Source organism: Pseudomonas sp. 11/12A (genome assembly GCF_000800055.1).
GTDB classification, from domain to species: Bacteria; Pseudomonadota; Gammaproteobacteria; order Pseudomonadales; family Pseudomonadaceae; genus Aquipseudomonas; species Aquipseudomonas mohnii.
Map to the genome: position 1 here is coordinate 3,789,986 of NZ_JUGV01000001.1, position 19,579 is coordinate 3,809,564.

At 60.1% G+C, this 19,579-nt stretch carries 14 protein-coding genes and 2 pseudogenes; 8 read left to right on the plus strand and 8 right to left on the minus strand.

From position 1 onward, the window contains the following. Positions 1 to 50: 50 nt before the first annotated feature. The 3 genes from flgG to GQ39_RS17450 all read right to left on the minus strand — a co-directional run bounded on the left by flgG (position 51) and on the right by GQ39_RS17450 (position 3,429). A complete protein-coding gene (gene flgG / locus GQ39_RS17440) occupies positions 51 to 836 on the minus strand; it encodes a flagellar basal-body rod protein FlgG (protein ID WP_047532060.1) in 786 nt (261 codons plus the stop codon). A gap of 45 nt (positions 837 to 881) precedes the next feature. Continuing rightward, entirely contained in the window at positions 882 to 1,622 is a 741-nt protein-coding gene (locus tag GQ39_RS17445; protein WP_047532062.1) for a flagellar basal body rod protein FlgF, read from the minus strand. Positions 1,623 to 1,869: 247 nt separating this feature from the next. Further along, on the minus strand, positions 1,870 to 3,429 hold the full coding sequence (locus GQ39_RS17450; protein ID WP_047532064.1) for a sigma-54-dependent phenylalanine hydroxylase transcriptional regulator PhhR: 1,560 nt from the start codon (positions 3,427 to 3,429) through the stop codon (positions 1,870 to 1,872). Positions 3,430 to 3,800: 371 nt separating this feature from the next. Here GQ39_RS17450 and phhA point away from each other — a divergent pair, with 371 nt between their 5' ends. From phhA to GQ39_RS17475, 6 genes are all read left to right on the plus strand, one after another. Beyond that, positions 3,801 to 4,592 carry a phenylalanine 4-monooxygenase gene (gene phhA, locus GQ39_RS17455; protein WP_047532066.1) on the plus strand — a complete coding sequence of 264 codons (792 nt, stop codon included), beginning with the start codon at positions 3,801 to 3,803 and terminating at the stop codon, positions 4,590 to 4,592. 103 nt (positions 4,593 to 4,695) lie between these two features. Then, positions 4,696 to 5,052, plus strand: a complete 357-nt coding sequence (locus tag GQ39_RS17460) for a 4a-hydroxytetrahydrobiopterin dehydratase (RefSeq protein ID WP_017337151.1) — start codon at positions 4,696 to 4,698, stop codon at positions 5,050 to 5,052. After that, positions 5,052 to 6,245, plus strand: coding sequence for an amino acid aminotransferase (locus tag GQ39_RS17465; protein WP_047532069.1), 1,194 nt, complete (start codon positions 5,052 to 5,054; stop codon positions 6,243 to 6,245). The genes GQ39_RS17460 and GQ39_RS17465 overlap by 1 nt, the downstream gene beginning before the upstream one ends. A 266-nt stretch (positions 6,246 to 6,511) precedes the next feature. Beyond that, on the plus strand, positions 6,512 to 6,643 hold the full coding sequence (locus GQ39_RS33535) for a hypothetical protein (RefSeq protein ID WP_269082055.1): 132 nt from the start codon (positions 6,512 to 6,514) through the stop codon (positions 6,641 to 6,643). A 36-nt stretch (positions 6,644 to 6,679) separates the two neighbouring features. Then, the gene (locus GQ39_RS17470) at positions 6,680 to 6,916 is read left to right on the plus strand and encodes a hypothetical protein (RefSeq protein WP_177329330.1); all 237 of its coding nucleotides are present in this window, start codon (positions 6,680 to 6,682) and stop codon (positions 6,914 to 6,916) included. A gap of 103 nt (positions 6,917 to 7,019) precedes the next feature. Continuing rightward, positions 7,020 to 8,219: an MFS transporter gene (locus GQ39_RS17475; RefSeq protein ID WP_047532071.1), complete on the plus strand. Its 1,200-nt coding sequence runs from the start codon at positions 7,020 to 7,022 to the stop codon at positions 8,217 to 8,219. Here GQ39_RS17475 and arfB read toward each other — a convergent pair. Continuing rightward, entirely contained in the window at positions 8,216 to 8,629 is a 414-nt protein-coding gene (gene arfB, locus GQ39_RS17480; protein WP_047532072.1) for an alternative ribosome rescue aminoacyl-tRNA hydrolase ArfB, read from the minus strand. The two genes, GQ39_RS17475 and arfB, sit on opposite strands and share 4 nt — an antisense overlap. A gap of 418 nt (positions 8,630 to 9,047) precedes the next feature. On the opposite strand from arfB, the gene GQ39_RS17485 reads away from it, so the two are divergent. Together GQ39_RS17485 and GQ39_RS31000 are read left to right on the plus strand one after the other, a co-directional pair. Further along, entirely contained in the window at positions 9,048 to 12,074 is a 3,027-nt protein-coding gene (locus GQ39_RS17485; protein WP_269082072.1) for a beta strand repeat-containing protein, read from the plus strand. Between the two features lie 299 nt (positions 12,075 to 12,373). After that, positions 12,374 to 15,121: an O-linked N-acetylglucosamine transferase family protein gene (locus GQ39_RS31000; protein WP_052193610.1), complete on the plus strand. Its 2,748-nt coding sequence runs from the start codon at positions 12,374 to 12,376 to the stop codon at positions 15,119 to 15,121. Between the two features lie 96 nt (positions 15,122 to 15,217). On the opposite strand, the pseudogene GQ39_RS33410 reads toward GQ39_RS31000, so the two are convergent. From GQ39_RS33410 to rluB, 4 genes and pseudogenes are all read right to left on the minus strand, one after another. After that, positions 15,218 to 15,661 (minus strand): annotated as a pseudogene (locus GQ39_RS33410) (FAD-binding protein); the annotation flags it as partial. Further along, positions 15,621 to 15,818 (minus strand): annotated as a pseudogene (locus GQ39_RS17495) (hypothetical protein); the annotation flags it as partial. The pseudogenes GQ39_RS17495 and GQ39_RS33410, both read right to left, overlap by 41 nt. 161 nt (positions 15,819 to 15,979) lie before the next feature. Then, positions 15,980 to 17,395 (minus strand): amino acid permease, encoded by a 1,416-nt coding sequence (locus GQ39_RS17500; protein ID WP_047532075.1) that lies wholly within the window; start codon positions 17,393 to 17,395, stop codon positions 15,980 to 15,982. Between the two features lie 884 nt (positions 17,396 to 18,279). Next, a complete protein-coding gene (rluB, locus tag GQ39_RS17505) occupies positions 18,280 to 19,509 on the minus strand; it encodes a 23S rRNA pseudouridine(2605) synthase RluB (protein ID WP_047532076.1) in 1,230 nt (409 codons plus the stop codon). Between the last annotated feature and the right edge of the window lie 70 nt (positions 19,510 to 19,579).

Here is a 19,579-nt window from a genome sequence, read left to right on the forward strand (position 1 = left end):
CCCTACCTCACGGTGTTGCAGGCGGCCTCATGGCCGCCTCATAGACTTGATTACAGATTCTGCGTTACGAACGAGAGCATCTGGTCGGCGGTGGAGATCACCTTGGAGTTCATCTCGTAGGCGCGTTGAGTGGTGATCATGTTGACCATCTCCTCAACGGTGCTGACGTTGGACGTTTCCAGAGTGTTCTGCAGCGTGGTGCCGAAACCGGCCAGGCCTGGCGTACCGACTTGCGGCGCACCACTGGCGGCGGTTTCCAGGAACAGGTTGTTACCCACGGCCTGCAGGCCGGCCGGGTTGATGAAGTCGGCGGTTTGCAGGTTGCCGATCACCTGGGCAGCCGGGTTGCCGGCAACGGTGATGGACACGGTGCCATCGCGACCGACCGTGAAGGTCTGGGCATCGTTCGGAATGACAATGGCCGGCTCCAGGGCAAACCCGCTGGCGTTGACGATCTGGCCATTGGAGTCCAGGTGGAAGGTACCGTCACGGGTGTAGGACGTTGTGCCGTCAGGCTGCAGAATCTGGAAGAAACCGCGACCATCGATGGCCATGTCCAGCGGCTGCTCGGTGGTTTGCAGGCTGCCGGCGGTGAAGTTCTTCTGGGTGCCGACAATGCGCACACCGGTACCCAGTTGCAGGCCCGACGGCAGTTCGCTGTCCTGGGTCGACTGGGCGCCTGGCTGACGCTTGATCTGATAGAGCAGATCCTGGAACTCGGCGCGGTCACGTTTGAAACCCGTGGTCGACACGTTGGCCAGGTTGTTGGAGATGGTGGTCAGGTTGGTGTCCTGGGCGGACAGACCGGTTTTGGCAACCCATAGAGCCGGAAGCATTCGATTCTCCTCGTGCGCCTGTTTTACGGCGCGACGTTCTGATAGTTAGCTGATCTGCAAGACCCGAGCCATGGCCTGGTCGTCGTCTTTGGCGGTGTTCATCATCTTGATGTGCAGCTCGAATTGCTTGGACAAGGCCAGCACCGAGGTCATCTCTTCCACGGCGTTGACGTTGCTCGACTCGAGGAACCCGGACACCAGCTTGACGTTGGCATCGGCTTGCGCCGGCTGACCGTCCTTGGTGTGGATCGAACCGTCCAGGCCTTTGGTCATGTTCTTGATGTCCGGATTGACCAGCTTGATGCGGTCGACTTCGGCCATCACGCGCGGGCCTTCACCCATCGCACGGATGCTGATGGTGCCGTCTTCGCCCACTTCGATCTGCTGCTCTGGCGGCACGGCAATCGGCCCGCCATTGCCGATGACCGGCATGCCGTTGCCGGCCCGCAATACGCCCAGGGCGTCAACCACCAGACTGCCGGTGCGCACATAGCTTTCACCGCCATCAGGGTTCTGCACGGCCAGCCAGCCGTTGCCTTGCACGGCGACATCGAGGTCGCGACCGGTTTCCACCAGGGCACCCGGTGAAAAGTCCGTGGCCGGGCGTTCGGACATCGCAAACGCACGCGCCGGAAAGCTGTCACCGAACACCGGCATCGAACGCGCCTGCTCCAGGTCTTTCTGGAAGCCGTTGGTGGAGATGTTCGCCAGGTTGTTGGCATGAGCCTTTTGCGCCAGGGCATTCTGGCTGGCGCCGGTCATTGCCACATAAAGGTACTTGTCCACAATCTTTCCTCTGCCTGCCGGACGTTTGCCGCCCACTGCTGTACTGATGAGCCACAAGCAATTTGCAGACCAACTTGTTCCTGGCACGGCAAGACCCGGCAAACAAAGGGCTTGGGGGATTGAGCAGGCGCGGAGGGTTTTTATCAGAGACGAAAAACCGGCGGTGTTATGCCGGTGGGTGGCAAGGCTTGACCTGTTGTAGCAGCACAGCCCCTGTGGCGAGGGAGCTTGCTAACTCGCCACAGGATCAGGCGTTGTCTTTGCCAACCTGATAATCACGCAACTTATTGGCAATGGTGGTGTGGGAAACCCCCAACCGCTTGCCCAGTTGCCGACTGCTCGGATGCTCGGAATACAGCCGCTCCAGCACTGCCTTTTCGAAGCGCCCGACAATCTCATCCAGCCCACCTTCGAGGGAAAAATCGCCAAGGGGCTGACGCACACCGTAATCAGGCAAGCGAATATGCTCGGCCTTGACCGTACCGCCCTCACACAGGGACACCGCCTGAAACAGCACGTTTTCCAACTGCCGAACGTTGCCCGGCCAATGGTAATGACTGAGTCGTTCCATGGCCGCCGGCGCGAGTTTTGGCAACGGGCAACCGATCTGTCGACTGGCTTGATCGAGGAAGTGCTCCACCAGCGGCGCCAAACCGTCGAGGCATTCGCGCAGCGGCGGGATGTGCAGCGACAACACGTTCAAGCGGTGATACAGGTCCTGACGAAACTCTCCGCGGGCGCACAACTCGGACAAATCGACCTGGGTCGCACAAATCACTCGCACATCGAGATAAACCTCTTCATCACTGCCTACACGACGGAAGCAACCGTCCTGCAGGAAGCGCAGAAGTTTCACCTGCAAACGCGGGCTCATTTCCCCAACGCCATCGAGAAACAGCGTACCGCCCGCCGTCAGCTCCAGCAGACCGAGCTTGCCTTCAGCCCGCGCACCTTCGAAAGCGCCGGGGCCGTAGCCGAACAATTCAGTCTCGGCCATGGACTCGGGCAGACCGGCGCAGTTGAGCGCCATCAACGGTGACTGACCACGAGGACTGGCCAGATGGCAGGCGCGTGCCAGCAATTCTTTACCGGTACCGGTTTCACCCTCTATCAATAGCGGTGCATCCAGTGGCGCCATGCGTCGCGCCTCACGCACCACCGCTGCCATCACTTTCGAGCTTTGAAAGATGCTGTCGAAGCCGCGCAGCTCCTGTTTGCGCACGTTATAAATACGCTCACCCACCCGGTCGGCGCGATGCAGCGTCAATACCGCACCGGCCATGGCTTCGCTGTCGTCATGCTCCGATTGCAGCGGCGCGATGTCAGCCAGAAACACGTCGCCCTTGACCTTGACCCGCAGGCCATTGATCCGCGATTTGTTGGCGCGCACCAGCTCCGGCAAGTCGAAATCTTCGGCGTAACGCGACAGCGGTATCCCCGGCACCTCATCGACGCGCACCCCGAGCAATTGCGCAGCTGCGCGGTTGGCCGCCACGATGGAGCCGCCCATGTCGATCGAGAGCACCGGAAACTCCAGGGCGCCGAGCAAGGCATTGAGCTCCATGTGCCGACGCTCGCTGGGCATCAGCCCTACACGCTTAACGCCAAAAACCCCGGCGATGGCCTCGAATTTCGGACGCAAAGCCTGGAACTGAATGTTGATCAGGTTCGGGCAATGCAGGTAGATGGCGTTGCCATGCTCACCGCCCACTTCCCCACGAGCGACGTTAATCCCGTACCCCACCAGCAAGTTGAGAATGTCGCGCAGGATGCCAATGCGGTTCTGGCAGTGGACTTTGATACGCATATAAAAGGCCTGATAAACGATGATTGACCTGTGGGAGCCAGCCTGCTGGCGATGGCGTCGCAACAGGCGATTTTGATGTCAAATGACACACCGCTATCGCCAGCAAGATGGCTCCCACAGGGATAGCGCCCGATTTTTCTGATTAGGCGCCCAGATAGTCGTCAAGATTATGTGACACCTAAGGCCCTTTTCAAACCGGAAAATCTCAGCAGCTGCGCAACACCCGCCAAAGCGTAACGAAAACTTTACGATTTACGGGCGATTTTCCTACATGCAACCCCAACCGCCTGCTGCAACGCTGCAATTCATGGGTTATTTCTAGGTCCATAGCAGGACATAACAAGAACGAAGCCCCCTCGCAGGAGAGCAGCATGAAGCAGACGCAATACGTGGCTCGCGAGCCCGATGCGCAAGGTTTTATCGACTACACCGCTGAAGAACACGCGGTGTGGAACACGCTGATCACTCGCCAGTTGAAAGTGATCGAAGGGCGTGCGTGCCAGGAATACCTGGACGGTATCGAAAAGCTCGGTCTGCCCCACGACCGCATTCCGCAACTGGGCGAAATCAACAAGGTGCTCGGTGAAACCACCGGTTGGCAGGTCGCCCGGGTTCCGGCGCTGATCCCCTTCCAGACCTTTTTTGAATTGCTCGCCAACAAGCAGTTTCCGGTTGCCACTTTTATTCGCACCCGCGAAGAGCTGGATTACCTGCAAGAGCCGGACATTTTCCACGAGATCTTCGGCCACTGTCCGTTGCTGACCAACCCTTGGTTCGCGGAATTTACCCATACCTACGGCAAACTCGGCCTGCAGGCCTCCAAGGAAGAACGCGTGCACCTGGCGCGCCTGTACTGGATGACCATCGAGTTCGGCCTGCTGGAAACCCCGCAAGGCCGGCGCATCTACGGCGGCGGCATCCTGTCTTCACCGAAAGAGACCGTGTACTGCCTGTCGGGCGAACCTGAACATCAGGCGTTCGATCCGCTGGAGTGCATGCGCACGCCTTACCGCATCGACATCCTGCAGCCACTGTATTTCGTCTTGCCAGATCTCAAGCGCCTGTTCGACCTCGCCCACGAAGACATCATGGGCATGGTCAAGCAAGCGATGCAGATGGGCCTGCATGCACCGAAATTTCCGCCAAAACCAAAAGCCGCGTGATCCGCAGCTTTTAGAATCAAGTGAGCCTGTCCGGAACCGACGCTTTGCTTTAGCGTGGTGACATGACGGCCGAATTCCAAACATTCGATTTCAGGAACACACCATGTCCACATTGAACCAAGCCCACTGTGAAGCCTGCCGCGCCGATGCTCCGCAAGTCAGCGACGAAGAACTGCCGGTACTGATCAAGCAGATCCCGGACTGGAACATCGAAGTACGCGACAGCATCATGCAGCTGGAAAAAGTCTTCCTGTTCAAAAACTTCAAGCACGCCCTGGCGTTCACCAACGCCGTCGGTGAAATCTCCGAGGCCGAAGGTCACCACCCAGGCCTGCTGACCGAGTGGGGCAAAGTCACCGTCACCTGGTGGAGCCACTCGATCAAAGGCCTGCACCGCAATGACTTCATCATGGCCGCGCGCACGGACGAAGTGGCCAAGGACGCCGAGGGCCGAAAATAATGCATTTCGACGCCATCGGCCGGGTGCCCGGCGATCCGATCCTCGGCCTGATGGAGGCCTATGCGCAGGACCCCAACCCGCGCAAATTCGACCTCGGCGTGGGTGTCTACAAAGACGCCCAGGGCCTGACCTCGATTCCCCAGGCCGTGAAACTCGCCGAGGCGCGCCTGGTCGATCGCCAGACCACCAAGACCTACATCGGCGGTCATGGCGAACCGGCCTTCGGCAAGCTCATCAGTGAGCTGGTGCTCGGCGCCGATTCAAAACTGATCAGCGAACATCGCGCCGGCGCCACCCAGACACCGGGCGGTACCGGAGCGTTGCGCCTGAGCGCGGACTTCATCGCCCAGTGCCTGCCGGGCCGTGGCATCTGGTTGAGCAATCCGACCTGGCCGATCCACGAAACCATTTTCGCGGCGGCCAACGTCAAGGTCAGTCATTACCCCTACGTGGGCAGCGACAATCGTCTCGACGTCGATGCCATGCTCGCCGTGCTCAATGAAGTGCCCAAGGGTGACGTGGTGCTGCTGCACGCCTGCTGCCACAACCCGACCGGTTTCGATCTGTCCCACGACGACTGGCACCGCGTGCTGGAAGTGGTGCGTCGGCGTGAACTGCTGCCGCTGATCGATTTCGCCTACCAGGGCTTCGGCGATGGCCTGGAACAGGACGCATGGTCGACCCGTTTGTTCGCCGCCGAGTTGCCGGAAGTGCTGATCACCAGCTCCTGCTCGAAGAACTTCGGCCTGTATCGCGACCGCACCGGCGCTTTGATTGTCTGCGCGAAAACCGCCGACAAGCTGGTGGATATCCGCAGCCAACTGGCCAACATCGCCCGCAACCTGTGGTCGACGCCACCGGATCACGGTGCTGCAGTGGTGGCAACCATCCTCGGCGATCCAGAGTTGAAACGCTTGTGGGCCGACGAAGTGGAAACCATGCGCTTGCGTATTGCCCAACTGCGAAGCGGACTGGTGGAAGCCCTTGAACCCCACGGTTTACGTGAGCGTTTTGCGCACATTGGTGTGCAGCGCGGAATGTTTTCCTACACCGGCTTGACCCCTGAACAGGTGAAAAACCTGCGCGACCATCACAGCGTGTACATGGTCAGTTCCGGCCGGGCCAACGTGGCGGGGATTGATGCGACGCGTCTGGATCTGCTGGCACAGGCGATTGCTGACGTCTGCAAGTAAGCCCCAAACACTACCCCCCCGTAGGAGCGAGCCTGCTCGCGATGGAGTATCAGTTGACACCTCAATGACTGACACACCCTCGCGAGCAGGCTCGCTCCTGCAAGCATGCCTGCGACAAAACAACAGACCTGTCTAGACAATCCCATTCGTCGAAACAAATGGATATAAAAGTCTGTTTGTCATTTCCCCTGCTGTATCCTGCCCAGGCTTTTTTTAAAAGCGCGGATCTACCAGATCTATCAACAGACTTAGCGAGGAGCGCGACTATGCACGAGATTCCTAATCTCCCCTTCCCAAGCCTGCACGAACCTGAGCAGACGACCACGCAACAAGCCGGCGCCCAACAGCCCGAGCCGAAAGAAGCCACTGGCAGCCGCAAGGCTGAAAGCGAAGACTGAAACACCCGCCGTACAGACCGTGTGGAAAGCGCTAACATGCGCTTTCCACGCCGCCTGAACCGTGAGTCCCGCACCATGACCGACAACGTCACCCCTCCTTTTGATGAAGCACTGCAGGCCAGCGTTCTGATCGGCACCGCCGAGAAAATGATCGAGATCTGGAGTCGTCTGTCTGCTGAAAAACAAGCCGCATTGCTGGCCCGCTTCGGCAGCGAAGAAAATGCGCTGGCCGCCCTGGTCACCACGCAACTGTTGGCGCCCGCCAAGCCCTGATTAATCCCGTTCGGCAATTAGTTTTACTTTTTCTCAACCCACGACCGCCTACGCCGTTATCATAAGCAGCCTATCTATCTGCTATCCCGTGGACCTTTGACCCATGTCTGAAAACCAGCGCCCCCTGGCGGTCACGCTGCAAGTTGTCTCCATCGTCCTGTTTACCTTTATCGGCTACCTGAACATTGGTATTCCCCTGGCCGTATTGCCCGGCTACGTCCACAGCGACCTCGGCTTCGGCGCGGTGATCGCCGGTTTGGTGATCAGCGTGCAATACCTTGCCACCCTGCTCAGCCGTCCGTACGCCGGGAAAATCATCGATAACAAGGGCAGCAAATTGGCCGTGATGTACGGCTTGGCCGGTTGCGGGCTGAGTGGCGTGTTCATGCTGCTTTCAGCCTGGACCCAAAGCCTGCCGATGTTGAGCCTGATCAGCCTGTTGGTCGGTCGCCTGGTGCTCGGCAGTGCGGAGAGCCTGGTGGGCTCCGGTTCGATTGGCTGGGGCATCGGCCGGGTTGGCGCGGCGAACACCGCCAAGGTCATCTCCTGGAACGGCATCGCCAGTTATGGCGCACTGGCGGTCGGCGCGCCGCTGGGGGTGCTGCTGGTCAATCAAATGGGCTTGTGGAGCATGGGCGTGAGCATCGTGTTGCTGGCCGCCCTGGGCCTGTTGCTGGCATGGCCGAAAACCGCTGCGCCGATCGTGGTCGGTGAACGCTTGCCGTTCATGCATGTACTCGGTCGGGTGCTGCCCCACGGCTGCGGACTGGCCTTGGGCTCCATCGGTTTCGGCACCATCGCCACGTTTATCACCCTGTATTACGCCACCCGGCACTGGGACAACGCCGTGCTGTGCCTGAGCCTGTTTGGTGCCAGCTTCATCGGTGCACGACTGTTGTTCGGCAACCTGATCAACCGCCTCGGCGGATTCCGCGTGGCGATTGCCTGCCTGTCGGTGGAGGTCCTGGGGCTGTTGCTGCTGTGGCTGGCACCTGACGCGCACTGGGCGCTCGCGGGCGCGGCGCTCAGTGGCTTTGGCTTCTCACTGGTGTTTCCGGCGCTGGGGGTCGAAGCGGTGAACCTCGTGCCCGCGTCCAGCCGTGGCGCGGCGGTCGGGGCTTATTCGCTGTTCATCGACTTGTCGCTGGGGATCACCGGACCACTGGCCGGCGCGATTGCGGCGGGCTTCGGTTTTGCCTCTATCTTCCTGTTCGCCGCCCTCGCCGCTTTAAGCGGTTTGATGCTCAGCATCTACTTGTACCGGCAGGCGCCGAAACAGCGCGAAACGCGAGAATCCCGCTAAAAGTCGACCCTGCCGCGCCCGGCCTTGATGTTGCCGCGCTTGCTCTTGGATTCGAGCCGACGGGTCTTCGAACCGAGGGTCGGCTTGGTCGGGCGGCGTTTCTTTTCGACCTTGGTGGCGCTGAGGATCAGCTCGGTCAAACGCGCCAGCGCATCGGCCCGGTTCTGTTCCTGGGTGCGGTATTGCTGGGCCTTGATGATCAACACACCTTCGCTGGTGATACGACTGTCGCGCAACGCCAGCAGCCGCTCCTTGTAGAACTCGGGCAAGGACGAGGCCGCAATATCGAAGCGCAGGTGCACCGCGCTGGAGACCTTGTTGACGTTCTGCCCACCGGCGCCCTGGGCGCGAATGGCGGTCAACTCGATCTCGGCATCCGGTATATGCACGTTGTTGGAAATCACCAGCATGGAAAGGGGTCCGGGGTCGGGAGCGTTCAGGATACCGCGATAGCGTTTTGAATAGGGGACAATCACAGGTGCAGGCGAGATCGAAAAAGCCCTGCCAGACTTTTCCTACAGCGTTGTCGGATTTACAAAAGGGACGTTGCATTGTTTCCAGTGACCACACTAATCCAAGGCTTCATACCAAGCTGACCTTTTAGATAATGAATCTTGGAGTGCTGCCAAGCAGCCCAGGCGCATGTTCCGTCCCCCGGTTGTAACCATAATTAATATTACTTCAGCCCCTCAAGTATCAAATGGCCATGCCGATGCAATGATCAGGCATAGAGCTCGTGGGCGCGTATTGTGGCGACGCGAGAGAGAAAGGCTGCCCTATCCCCTTACATCCCAGGAACGTTAATCCATGACCTCAATCGTCACGTCAATGTCAACGGCTCAGATAGCCGCTCTATCTACGAAACAAATAGCGGCGCTTGCAACTTCTGATATAGCAGCCCTGAGCACTACCCAGGCCGGGGTTCTGTCTACCGCCCAGATCGCAGCACTGTCGACTTCGGACGTTGTCTCGCTGAGCACTGCCGCGATCGCCGCCTTCAATGCTTCCCAGCTGAAGGCACTGGGCGCGGATGATGTCGCGTCGCTCGCCTCTTCTCAGGTTGCAGCCCTCAGCTCCACTCAAGTAACGGCGTTCTCCACCGCCCAGATCGCAGCCATGACCACCTCTCAGGTGGGTGCTCTGGCCGGCAACATGTCAACCGCCCAGATTAACGTGCTGTCGACGACGCAGGTGGCGGGCGTCTCCACCACGACGATGGCCGCCCTGAGCTCCGCTCAACTGGCAGCGATTTCGACCAAGGACATCGCCGCCCTGTCGACGGCCCAACTGGGCGCCGTATCGACAACCAACCTGGCCTCCCTGACGACCGCCCAGATCACGGCGATGAGCACCGCGCAAGTCGGCGCGCTAGCAGCCAGCATGTCGACCACCCAGATCGGCGCACTGACCACAGCGCAGACCGCCGGGCTGTCGACCACTGTCATAGGCTCGCTGGGCACCGCTCAACTCCAGGCAATCTCGACCAAAGACATCGCTGCCCTGTCGACTGCCCAGGCAGCGGGCCTGTCGACCACTGTTCTGGGTAACCTGACAACAGCCCAGCTGAAGGCCATCGAGACCAAAGACATTGCCGCAATGTCGACCACTCAATTGGGCGCCCTGACGACCACTCAGGTCGGCACCCTGGCAACCGCCCAGCTCGCCGCATTGAGCAGCACCCAGGTTGGTAGCCTCGGCGCCAAGCTCAGCACCGGCCAGATCAGCGCACTGACCACGACGCAGGTGGCGGGCGTCTCCACCACGACGATGGCCGCCCTGAGCACCGCTCAACTGGCAGCGATTTCGACCAAGGACATCGCCACCCTGTCGACGGCCCAACTGGGCGCCGTATCGACAACCAACCTGGCCTCCCTGACGACCGCCCAGATCACGGCGATGACCACCGCGCAAGTCGGCGCGCTAGCAGCCAGCATGTCGACCACCCAGATCGGCGCACTGACCACAACGCAGGCCGCCGGGCTGTCGACCACTGTCATAGGCTCGCTGGGCACCGCTCAACTCCAGGCAATCTCGACCAAAGACATCGCTGCCCTGTCGACTGCCCAGGCAGCGGGCCTGTCGACCACTGTTCTGGGTAACCTGACAACAGCCCAGCTGAAGGCCATCGAGACCAAAGACATTGCCGCAATGTCGACCACTCAATTGGGCGCCCTGACGACCACTCAGATCGGCACCCTGGCAACCGCCCAGCTCGCCGCATTGAGCAGCACCCAGGTTGGTAGCCTCGGCGCCAAGCTCAGCACCGGCCAGATCAGCGCACTGACCACGACGCAGGTGGCGGGTGTCTCCACCACGACGATGGCCGCCCTGAGCACCGCTCAACTGGCAGCGATTTCGACCAAGGACATCGCCGCCCTGTCGACGGCCCAACTGGGCGCCGTATCGACAACCAACCTGGCCTCCCTGACGACCGCCCAGATCACGGCGATGACCACCGCGCAAGTCGGCGCGCTAGCAGCCAGCATGTCGACCACCCAGATCGGCGCACTGACCACAACGCAGGCCGCCGGGCTGTCAACCACTGTCATAGGCTCGCTGGGCACCGCTCAACTCCAGGCAATCTCGACCAAAGACATCGCTGCCCTGTCGACTGCCCAGGCAGCGGGCCTGTCGACCACTGTTCTGGGTAACCTGACAACAGCCCAGCTGAAGGCCATCGAGACCAAAGACATTGCCGCAATGTCGACCACTCAATTGGGCGCCCTGACGACCACTCAGATCGGCACCCTGGCAACCGCCCAGCTCGCCGCATTGAGCAGCACCCAGGTTGGTAGCCTCGGCGCCAAGCTCAGCACCGGCCAGATCAGCGCACTGACCACGACGCAGGTGGCGGGTGTCTCCACCACGACGATGGCCGCCCTGAGCACCGCTCAACTGGCAGCGATTTCGACCAAGGACATCGCCGCCCTGTCGACGGCCCAACTGGGCAGCCTGGGCACAGCCTCCGTCGCTGCGCTGTCGACTACCCAGATTTCTGTACTGTCGACCACCCAGGTGGGTACGCTGCAAGCCAACCTCACCACGGGCCAGATCGCGGCACTGTCCACCACCCAGGTCACCGGTCTGAACGCCGCAAGCCTGTCCACGGCACAGCTGCAAGCGATCGAGACCAAGGACATCAGCTCGCTGGTGACCGCTCAGCTGTCGGCATTGACCACAGGTCAAGTCGGCAGCCTGACCACCGGCCAGGTGGCGGCCATGAAGTACTCCCAGATCAACTCTCTGGTTTCGAACTTTACGTCTAACCAGATCGGCGCGCTGACCACCACTCAGACAGCGAACCTCACCACCACCTTGATCAATGGCCTGACCACCACTCAGCTCCAGGCGATCTCAACCAAGGACATCGCCGCACTGACGACTGCACAGGTAGCGGGGATGTCGACCACGGCCCTGACTTCCCTGAGCACCACTCAGATCAAGTCAATGGAAACGGCTGATATTGCAGCACTGACGACCACCCAGGCGGCCGCGATGACGCTCTCCCAGGTCACCAGTCTGACCACCAGCCAGGTAGGCGCCCTGAAGTATGCGCAGGTCAGCGCGCTGGGTACCAACTTGTCGACCGGCCAGATCGGCTTGCTGACAACAACTCAGATCTCGGGCATTGCGACTACCGTACTGGCCGCTCTGAGCACCTCTCAGGTTGCCGCGATCATCACCAAGGACATCGCCGCCCTGACCACCGCCCAGGTGAGTGCACTGACCACGTCGCAGATCGCTGTGCTGTCGACCTCTCAGGTCAACGCACTGAGCAAAACCCAGGTCGGTTCGATGACGTCCGCCCAACTGGGTCAACTCTCTACAACTCAGATTCCGTATCTGAACGTGTAATGACGCGACCTGATCACTCATGAACCATCGCTGGCCCTGGTACGCATTACCCAATGATGTGCGCCAGGGTCAACCGACGGTGCATCGAGCGCTGTGCAAACGCAGGGATGGGGCATTCACCTGCCCTGTTCCTGCTTTCATCCCATGGTTATGGACGGATCCCGATGTGCCCATTTAGGATGGGCCGCTGTCAGGCCCACTGAGGCACACCTTTGGCCTGCCTATTTTTTTTCAATACCGGACATCGCTGGATGTCTCCGTCGCGATCTTGCGATCATTTTTTTGAAAAAATTACCTCTATGACAATTCAGGAAGGGCGCCTTGAGGCGCTACTCGCTCAGATCAATAGCGGCCATGCTACCGAGGCACTGACCGAACTTGGCCAACTGCTGGAGCAGCTACCGGAAAACCCCGCCCTGCTCGGGCTAAGGGCCGAGGCCTTGCGCCTTTCCGGACGCTTCGCCGAAGCAGTGGAGGCTTTCAAGCTGGCGGCCGAAAAAGGCGCCGGCGCGCGCAACTGGCTCGCGGCCGGCATACTGCTGGCAGCCATGCGCACTACCGACGACGCGTTGCAGTGCCTGCTCAAGGCCCATGCGGAGGCACCTGACAACGATGAGGTGCTCGACGCGCTGATAACCACCTGTTTCAACGCCAATCGCCAGCATGAGGGCATCGAATTCGCGCGCCTCCAGCTGACGGTCAGCCTCAACCCCAGACTGCTGACCCATGCGGCATTGCTTCTACAAAGCAACGACTGCTATGAAGAGTCGTCGAACGCCTTCAAGAAGATTCTCCAGCTGGCGCCTGAAGACCCAGCGGTGATCGGCGCAGCCCTGGTACCGGCTCGCTTTACCTGTGATTGGGACTGGATCGAAGCACTGCAGCAGAAAATCGGCACCTGGTACGACCAGGCGGCGTTCGATTTACCGCAGGAGTACCCTCTGACCCACCTAACGTGGTGCCCGGACGAGGCACGCAATCTCGGGGTCACGCAAACCTATGTCAAACGCATGGTGCCGGCGGTCGCCCCCATCGCGACACCTGTTGCAACGTCACGCCCAGGCAAACGCATTCGTGTCGGCTACGTCTCCTGTGATTTCCGCAACCATGCAACCATGCACTTGATGGCCGGCCTACTCGAATCCCATGACCGTGAACGCTTCGAAGTATTTGCATACGACTACAGCGCTTTCGATGTTTCCGAATACCGGCAACGCTTCATCAATGCTGTTGAGCATCACGTCGCTATTGACGCCATGAGCGACCAACAGGCCGCCGAGCGGATCGCAGCCGATCAGCTGGACATCCTGTTCGATCTGAAACTTTACACCGGTGGTAGCCGCCCAGGGATCCTGGCTTACCGACCTGCATCGCTTCAAGTCGCGTACCTGGGCTATCCCGGCAGTGCCGCGAACACCGATATCGACTACATCGTTTCGGACCGGTTCGTGACGCCGGACAGCAGCACGCCGCACTACTCCGAGGCGTTCTGTCGCCTACCGCACTCCTACCAGTGCAACGACCGTAAACGTGGTGCCGCGGCCGCACCGACCACTCGCGCGGCAAACGGGCTCCCGGACGATAAGGTGGTATTCGGCGCTTTCAACCAGTCGTACAAGATCGACCGCACCAGCTTTTCTGTCTGGCTGCGTGTGCTGGCAGAAGTGCCGGACAGTGTGCTCTGGTTGCTGGGCCAATGCGACGCGGCCATCGCCAACCTCACCCATCACGCACAGCTCGCAGGCATCGATCCGCAACGGTTGATCTTCGCACCTTTTGCCATGCCCCAGGATCACCTGGCCCGCTTGCAACTGGCGGACGCCGTCCTCGATACGCTGGTATGCAATGGGCACACCACCACATCGGATGCGCTCTGGGCCAGCGTTCCCGTGATCACTAGCCGAGGGAAGCACTTCTGCTCGCGCGTCAGCGAAAGCCTGCTCAACGCGATCGAGCTGCCGGAGCTGGTGGGTGCCGACCATGACGACATGGTGCGTATCGGTAAACGCATCGGTACCGATGCTGACTATCGGATGGCCCTGCGTGACAAGGTCGCTGCCAATCGCTTGACCACACCGCTGTTCGATACGCTGCGCTTTACCCGCAATTTCGAAACAGCCATCGAATTGATGACCCGACAGCATCGCATCGGCGTGAAGGGTGAACATATCGACGTGCCGGACGGCGGGCCAGTCGAGCCCAAACCCGTCGTTGAGCCAGCGCTGGACACCTGCGCACTCCCGCTACAGGAACCCTACCCGGCCTGCCCTCTGTGCGAAGGCGCGAGCACGACGTTAGGGTACGCCAATTGCACGGCTCATCCTCTTTGGCATGAGCCTTTGCCGCCGACCATCGAGTGGATGCAATGCCCTTCGTGCGGACATGTGCATAACCGTCACTATTGGACGGAAGCAGGCCTGGCCGAAGTGTTCCGCAACGCGAACGCCAGTCAGCTCGCTCAATCCTCTGGTTACCATGACTCCAAGCGCGCCATCTGGTCGCCTGTCGTGGATAAGGTCGCAGGGTTGCTGGGTGGTTTCCAGGCAGTCGTGAGTCCGGCCAACCGGCCAGTCTGGCTGGACGTGGGTTGCGGCGACGGTGCGCTGGTAATGACGGCCGGAGACTATGGGTTTTCGGCATTGGGCCTGGATGCTCGCGCCGAAACTGTCAACCAGATCCAGAACCTGGGCTTCAAGGCACTGCAACATGATTTCATGACACTGCAAGTCGAGGTCGTGCTCGATGTCCTGTCCATGATGGATGTTCTTGAGCACATGCCTTACCCCCTCGAGGCCTTGCGAAAAGCAGCGCAAGTGCTTCGCCCTGGCGGAGTAATCGTTATCAGCCTGCCTGACTTGACCTCTTCGAGCTGGAAAATCATGGATGCGGAAAATGCAAACCCTTACTGGCTGGAAATCGAGCATTTCCATAACTTCAGTCGCGACCGACTCATTGCGCTCTTGAAAGACAGCGGTTTCACCGTTGTCGATTTCGCAATTCCAAACCGGTACAAAGCCCAAATGGAACTTTATGCGGTACGCCGATAATAGCCCCAGGCGAGAAGGGTGAAGCCGAGGCGTAGCGCCTCGGCTATTCGGCGATGCACCTTCACGAAGGGGTATGGCTGGCCAGGGCCGCGGCTCGGCCCCCACAATGCGGCCCATGATCGACCCCGATGTAAGCCCGGCGCCACCGGCGTATTTGACGTAATAGACGTTGCCCGCCAATTCACCCGCGGCGTACAACCAGGCAATAGGCCGAACCTCCTCGTTCAGCACCTGAGCCAGGCTGTTAGTCTTCAAGCCGCCGAGCGTGAAGGTGATGCCACAGGTCACCGCCTCGGTGCCGATGAAGCTGAACATCATGATGACGAAGGCACCGACCACGGCCGACCAGCCCTTCGACGCGAAGCCACCGTATTAGGCCATCAGGGTGTTGGGGCCGATGACTTCACGGTTTGGCAGCCAGCCCATCAGCGCGGCGAAGCCCAGGCCGATGAAGCCAAGAATTGCCGTGACCATGAGGATGGCGAACCAGAACTCGAATTCACCGTTCTTGGCCACGCTGAGCAGGTTGGTGCCCGCCAGCGAGGCTCTTGACTGCTTTATCGAGCTCGGCGTCCAGACTGCCCAGGGTTTGTCTCAACACCCGATCCATGCCATTACCGAACTCTTTGAAGCCGATTACTAGCACACCACTGATGTTTTCCAGGTATTCATACACTTCACGGTTAAGCTCCTGCATCAGTTTGAAGGTGCGGGTCAGGTTTATTAAAAGTTCCGAAATGACTGTAGTAAACGATACTCGACTTTGTAGGAACCAGACTTCAGCGCAATCGTGAAATCAGAACATCAAGAACAAAAAACCCGGCACATGGCCGGGTTTGTTGTTTCTGTGCTCTACGCTTACTTCGCGCTGGCAGCCTGCAGCGCCTGTCGCGCACTGCGCTTGTTCTTGATGCCGTAGCAGACCCACATGAACACGATCCAGACCGGAATCGCATACACCGAGATCTGGATCCCCGGAATCAACAGCATCACGCCGAGGATGAACGCCACGAACGCCAGGCAGATGTAGTTCCCGTACGGGTACCACAGGGCCTTGAACAGCGGCGTCTGGCGGGTCTTGTTCATGTGCTGGCGGAACTTGAAGTGCGAGAAGCTGATCATCGCCCAGTTGATCACCAGGGTAGCCACCACCAGTGACATCAGCAGTTCCAGCGCGTTTTGCGGGATCAGGTAGTTCAGCAGCACCGCGATCAGCGTCACGGCAGCCGAGGCCAGGATCGAACGCACCGGCACACCGCGCTTGTCGATCTTCGCCAGCGCTTTCGGCGCGTCGCCCTGCTCGGCCATGCCCAGCAACATGCGGCTGTTGCAGTAGGTGCCGCTGTTGTACACCGACAACGCCGCCGTCAGGACCACGAAGTTGAGGATGTGCGCGGCGGTGTTGCTACCCAGCATCGAGAACACCTGGACGAACGGACTGCCGCTGTAGGAGTCGCCGGATGCGTTCAGGGTCTGCAGCAGGCTGTCCCACGGGGTCAGCGACAGCAGAATAACCAGCGCACCGATGTAGAAAATCAGAATGCGGTAGATCACCTGGTTGATGGCTTTGGGGATCACGGTTTTCGGCTTGTCGGCTTCGGCTGCGGTGAAGCCGAGCATTTCCAGGCCACCGAAGGAGAACATGATGATCGCCATGGCCATCACCAGACCGCTGACGCCGTTCGGGAAGAAGCCGCCGTGGGACCACAGGTTGCTCACCGAGGCTTGCGGGCCGCCGTGACCGCTGACCAGCAGGTAGCTGCCCAGGCCAATCATGCCGACGATCGCCACGACCTTGATGATCGCGAACCAGAACTCGGCCTCGCCAAAGACTTTGACGTTGGCCAGGTTGATCAGGTTGATCAGCACGAAGAAGCCAGCAGCCGTGACCCAGCTCGGGATGTGCGGCGCCCAGTAGTGAATGTATTTGCCGACGGCGGTCAGCTCCGACATGCCCACCAGAATGTACAGGATCCAGCAGTTCCAGCCCGACAGGAAGCCGGCGAAACCGCCCCAGTACTTGTGTGCGAAGTGACTGAAGGAACCGGCCACCGGCTCTTCAACGATCATTTCGCCCAGTTGGCGCATGATCATGAAGGCAATGAAGCCGCAAATGGCATAGCCGAGGATCATCGACGGGCCGGCGGATTTCAGTACCCCGGCCGAGCCGAGGAACAAACCGGTACCAATCGCGCCACCGAGGGCAATCAGTTGAATGTGGCGATTTTTCAGGCCGCGTTTCAGCTCGCCTGAATGCGAGTTTTGTCCACTCATGAAAAGGGTCTCACGCAAGGTTTGATGATGTTCAGTAGACGTTGCTGCTCAAGAAAGGCGTTAAGCGGCACCGATCAAACCCCAGCGCAGGCACCAGGAGTTCAGCGTATTTACAACGGTCATGCGTCACCTGTTTGTTTTTATCTGTGACGAAATCGAACCCGACACGCTCGTGACGCGGCGGAGTGAACAAGGCGGATAGCCTCGAGGTTTGCGCAGATGCGCAGGAGGTCACAGGTAAAACGCGGCGCATTGTACACCGCTAACCCCCTGCCGCCAGACACCGCTGAGTCAGCGTGTCGGTTGCCGGGATTGCCTGTGTCCACTCCGAATGGCTCGGGCGGCTGTAAAAAAGGGCTCAGACCTTTGCGGGCCATTGACGGGGGCGGCAGAAAAAGTGCCCCACGCAGAGAGGTGAAAACGGATTGCGGCGTTCATTGCGCCTCCTTTTTGTTATGCACCTGCACGACAGGCATGGCGCGCATGACACCCTGCATGAGGCGTTGAGACAAGCGGGTTAGAGCCATCGGCCGAGACTGAAAGGGTCGCGAAGTGGAAGAATTTTCTTACAGCATCAGGGAAGTGAGGATTGCACGGGGGTAATCGGCGGAATTCGTCAAAAAATCGTTACAGGGCGTAACGTCGGGTTTCCATTCCGGAGCTGGCGCAGGCCCGGCTAACGACATCGCGGGTCAGCCCGCTCCCACATTGATCGCTGGCGCCGCCCAATTTCATGTACATCTGTTGTTAACCCTGGGGGAGCAGGCTTGCCAGCGAAGAGGCCTCCAAAAACAACGCATCGCTGAAGCCAGGCGCAAAAAAAACGCCAACCCGAGGGTTGGCGTTTTTGACTTGTCGCTCACAGCTTGCAGCCAGTGACTACGTCACTCCGGCTTGCGACGACCAAAGCCCGGACGCTGACCGGAACCGGCCGGTGCGCCACGACGCTTGCCGGAAGGCTTGTCACCCTCGACCAGCTTGATCCCCGGACGCTTTGGCGCCGGCTTGGCCGGACGCTTGGTGTCGACTGGGCGATCGGCGACCGGCGTACCGCGACCGGCTGGAGCACCGCGACCTTCACCACGCTCGGTGCGGCCATTGGCCGGACGCGGAGTGCGTGGACCGCGCTCGCCATCCTGGCGTGCAACAGGCTTGCGCCCCGGACGCTCACCTTCGATCTGCGGCTCGCGGCTTTCACGCGGTGCGGCAGGCGCGCCAGCGGCTGGACGCAGGGTACGTACGCGCTCGGTCTTGGCCATCGGACGCGACGACTTGCGCTGCATACGCTCAAGCTTGTCTTTGCTTTTGGCGTTCAGTTGCGGCATGGCCACCGGGGTCAAGCCGACTTCGGCACTAAGAATGTCGACTTCGTACTGGCTCATTTCGCGCCAGCGGCCCATCGGCAGGTCGGAGTTGAGGAACACCGGACCAAAACGCACGCGCTTCAGACGGCTGACCACCAACCCTTGGGATTCCCACAGACGACGGACTTCGCGATTGCGACCTTCCATCACCACGCAGTGGTACCAGTGGTTGAAACCTTCTCCACCCGGAGCCTGCTGGATATCGGTGAAACGCGCCGGGCCGTCTTCGAGCACGACACCCGCTTTCAGGCGCTCGATCATCTCGTCATCGACTTCGCCGCGTACACGCACGGCGTATTCGCGATCCATCTCGTAGGACGGGTGCATCAGGCGGTTGGCCAGCTCACCGTCGGTGGTGAACATCAGCAACCCCGTGGTGTTGATGTCCAGGCGACCGATGTTGATCCAGCGCCCTTCTTTCGGACGCGGCAGCTTGTCGAACACGGTCGGACGCCCTTCCGGATCGACACGGGTGCAGATTTCGCCGTCGGGTTTGTTGTACATGATCACGCGGCGTACCGACTCGGCGGCTTCTTCGCGCTTGATCACCTTGCCATCGATGGTGATGGCGTCGTGCATGTCGACGCGCTGGCCAAGGGTGGCGTCTTTGCCGTTGACCTTGATGCGGCCGTGGCTGATCCAGGCTTCCACGTCACGGCGCGAGCCGACGCCGATACGGGCGAGGACTTTCTGCAGTTTTTCGCCTGCTGGGCCGATTGGCTGGTCATCTTGCTGGTCGTTGATACTCATCTGGGCACCTCCCGGTGTGATCTGTCCAGGCGTGGCCTGGAACGTTGCAAATCTGTGTACTTGGGCGAAG

Bases quoted from the DNA above. Each gene is read 5' to 3' on its own strand.
- flgG (WP_047532060.1), bottom strand. From the start codon at position 836: ATGCTTCCGGCTCTATGGGTTGCCAAAACCGGTCTGTCCGCCCAGGAC.
- GQ39_RS17450 (WP_047532064.1), bottom strand. From the start codon at position 3,429: ATGCGTATCAAAGTCCACTGCCAGAACCGCATTGGCATCCTGCGCGAC.
- phhA (WP_047532066.1), top strand. From the start codon at position 3,801: ATGAAGCAGACGCAATACGTGGCTCGCGAGCCCGATGCGCAAGGTTTT.
- GQ39_RS17460 (WP_017337151.1), top strand. From the start codon at position 4,696: ATGTCCACATTGAACCAAGCCCACTGTGAAGCCTGCCGCGCCGATGCT.
- GQ39_RS17465 (WP_047532069.1), top strand. From the start codon at position 5,052: ATGCATTTCGACGCCATCGGCCGGGTGCCCGGCGATCCGATCCTCGGC.
- GQ39_RS33535 (WP_269082055.1), top strand. From the start codon at position 6,512: ATGCACGAGATTCCTAATCTCCCCTTCCCAAGCCTGCACGAACCTGAG.
- GQ39_RS17470 (WP_177329330.1), top strand. From the start codon at position 6,680: ATGCGCTTTCCACGCCGCCTGAACCGTGAGTCCCGCACCATGACCGAC.
- GQ39_RS17475 (WP_047532071.1), top strand. From the start codon at position 7,020: ATGTCTGAAAACCAGCGCCCCCTGGCGGTCACGCTGCAAGTTGTCTCC.
- arfB (WP_047532072.1), bottom strand. From the start codon at position 8,629: ATGCTGGTGATTTCCAACAACGTGCATATACCGGATGCCGAGATCGAG.
- GQ39_RS17485 (WP_269082072.1), top strand. From the start codon at position 9,048: ATGTCAACGGCTCAGATAGCCGCTCTATCTACGAAACAAATAGCGGCG.
- GQ39_RS31000 (WP_052193610.1), top strand. From the start codon at position 12,374: ATGACAATTCAGGAAGGGCGCCTTGAGGCGCTACTCGCTCAGATCAAT.
- GQ39_RS17500 (WP_047532075.1), bottom strand. From the start codon at position 17,395: ATGAGTGGACAAAACTCGCATTCAGGCGAGCTGAAACGCGGCCTGAAA.
- rluB (WP_047532076.1), bottom strand. From the start codon at position 19,509: ATGAGTATCAACGACCAGCAAGATGACCAGCCAATCGGCCCAGCAGGC.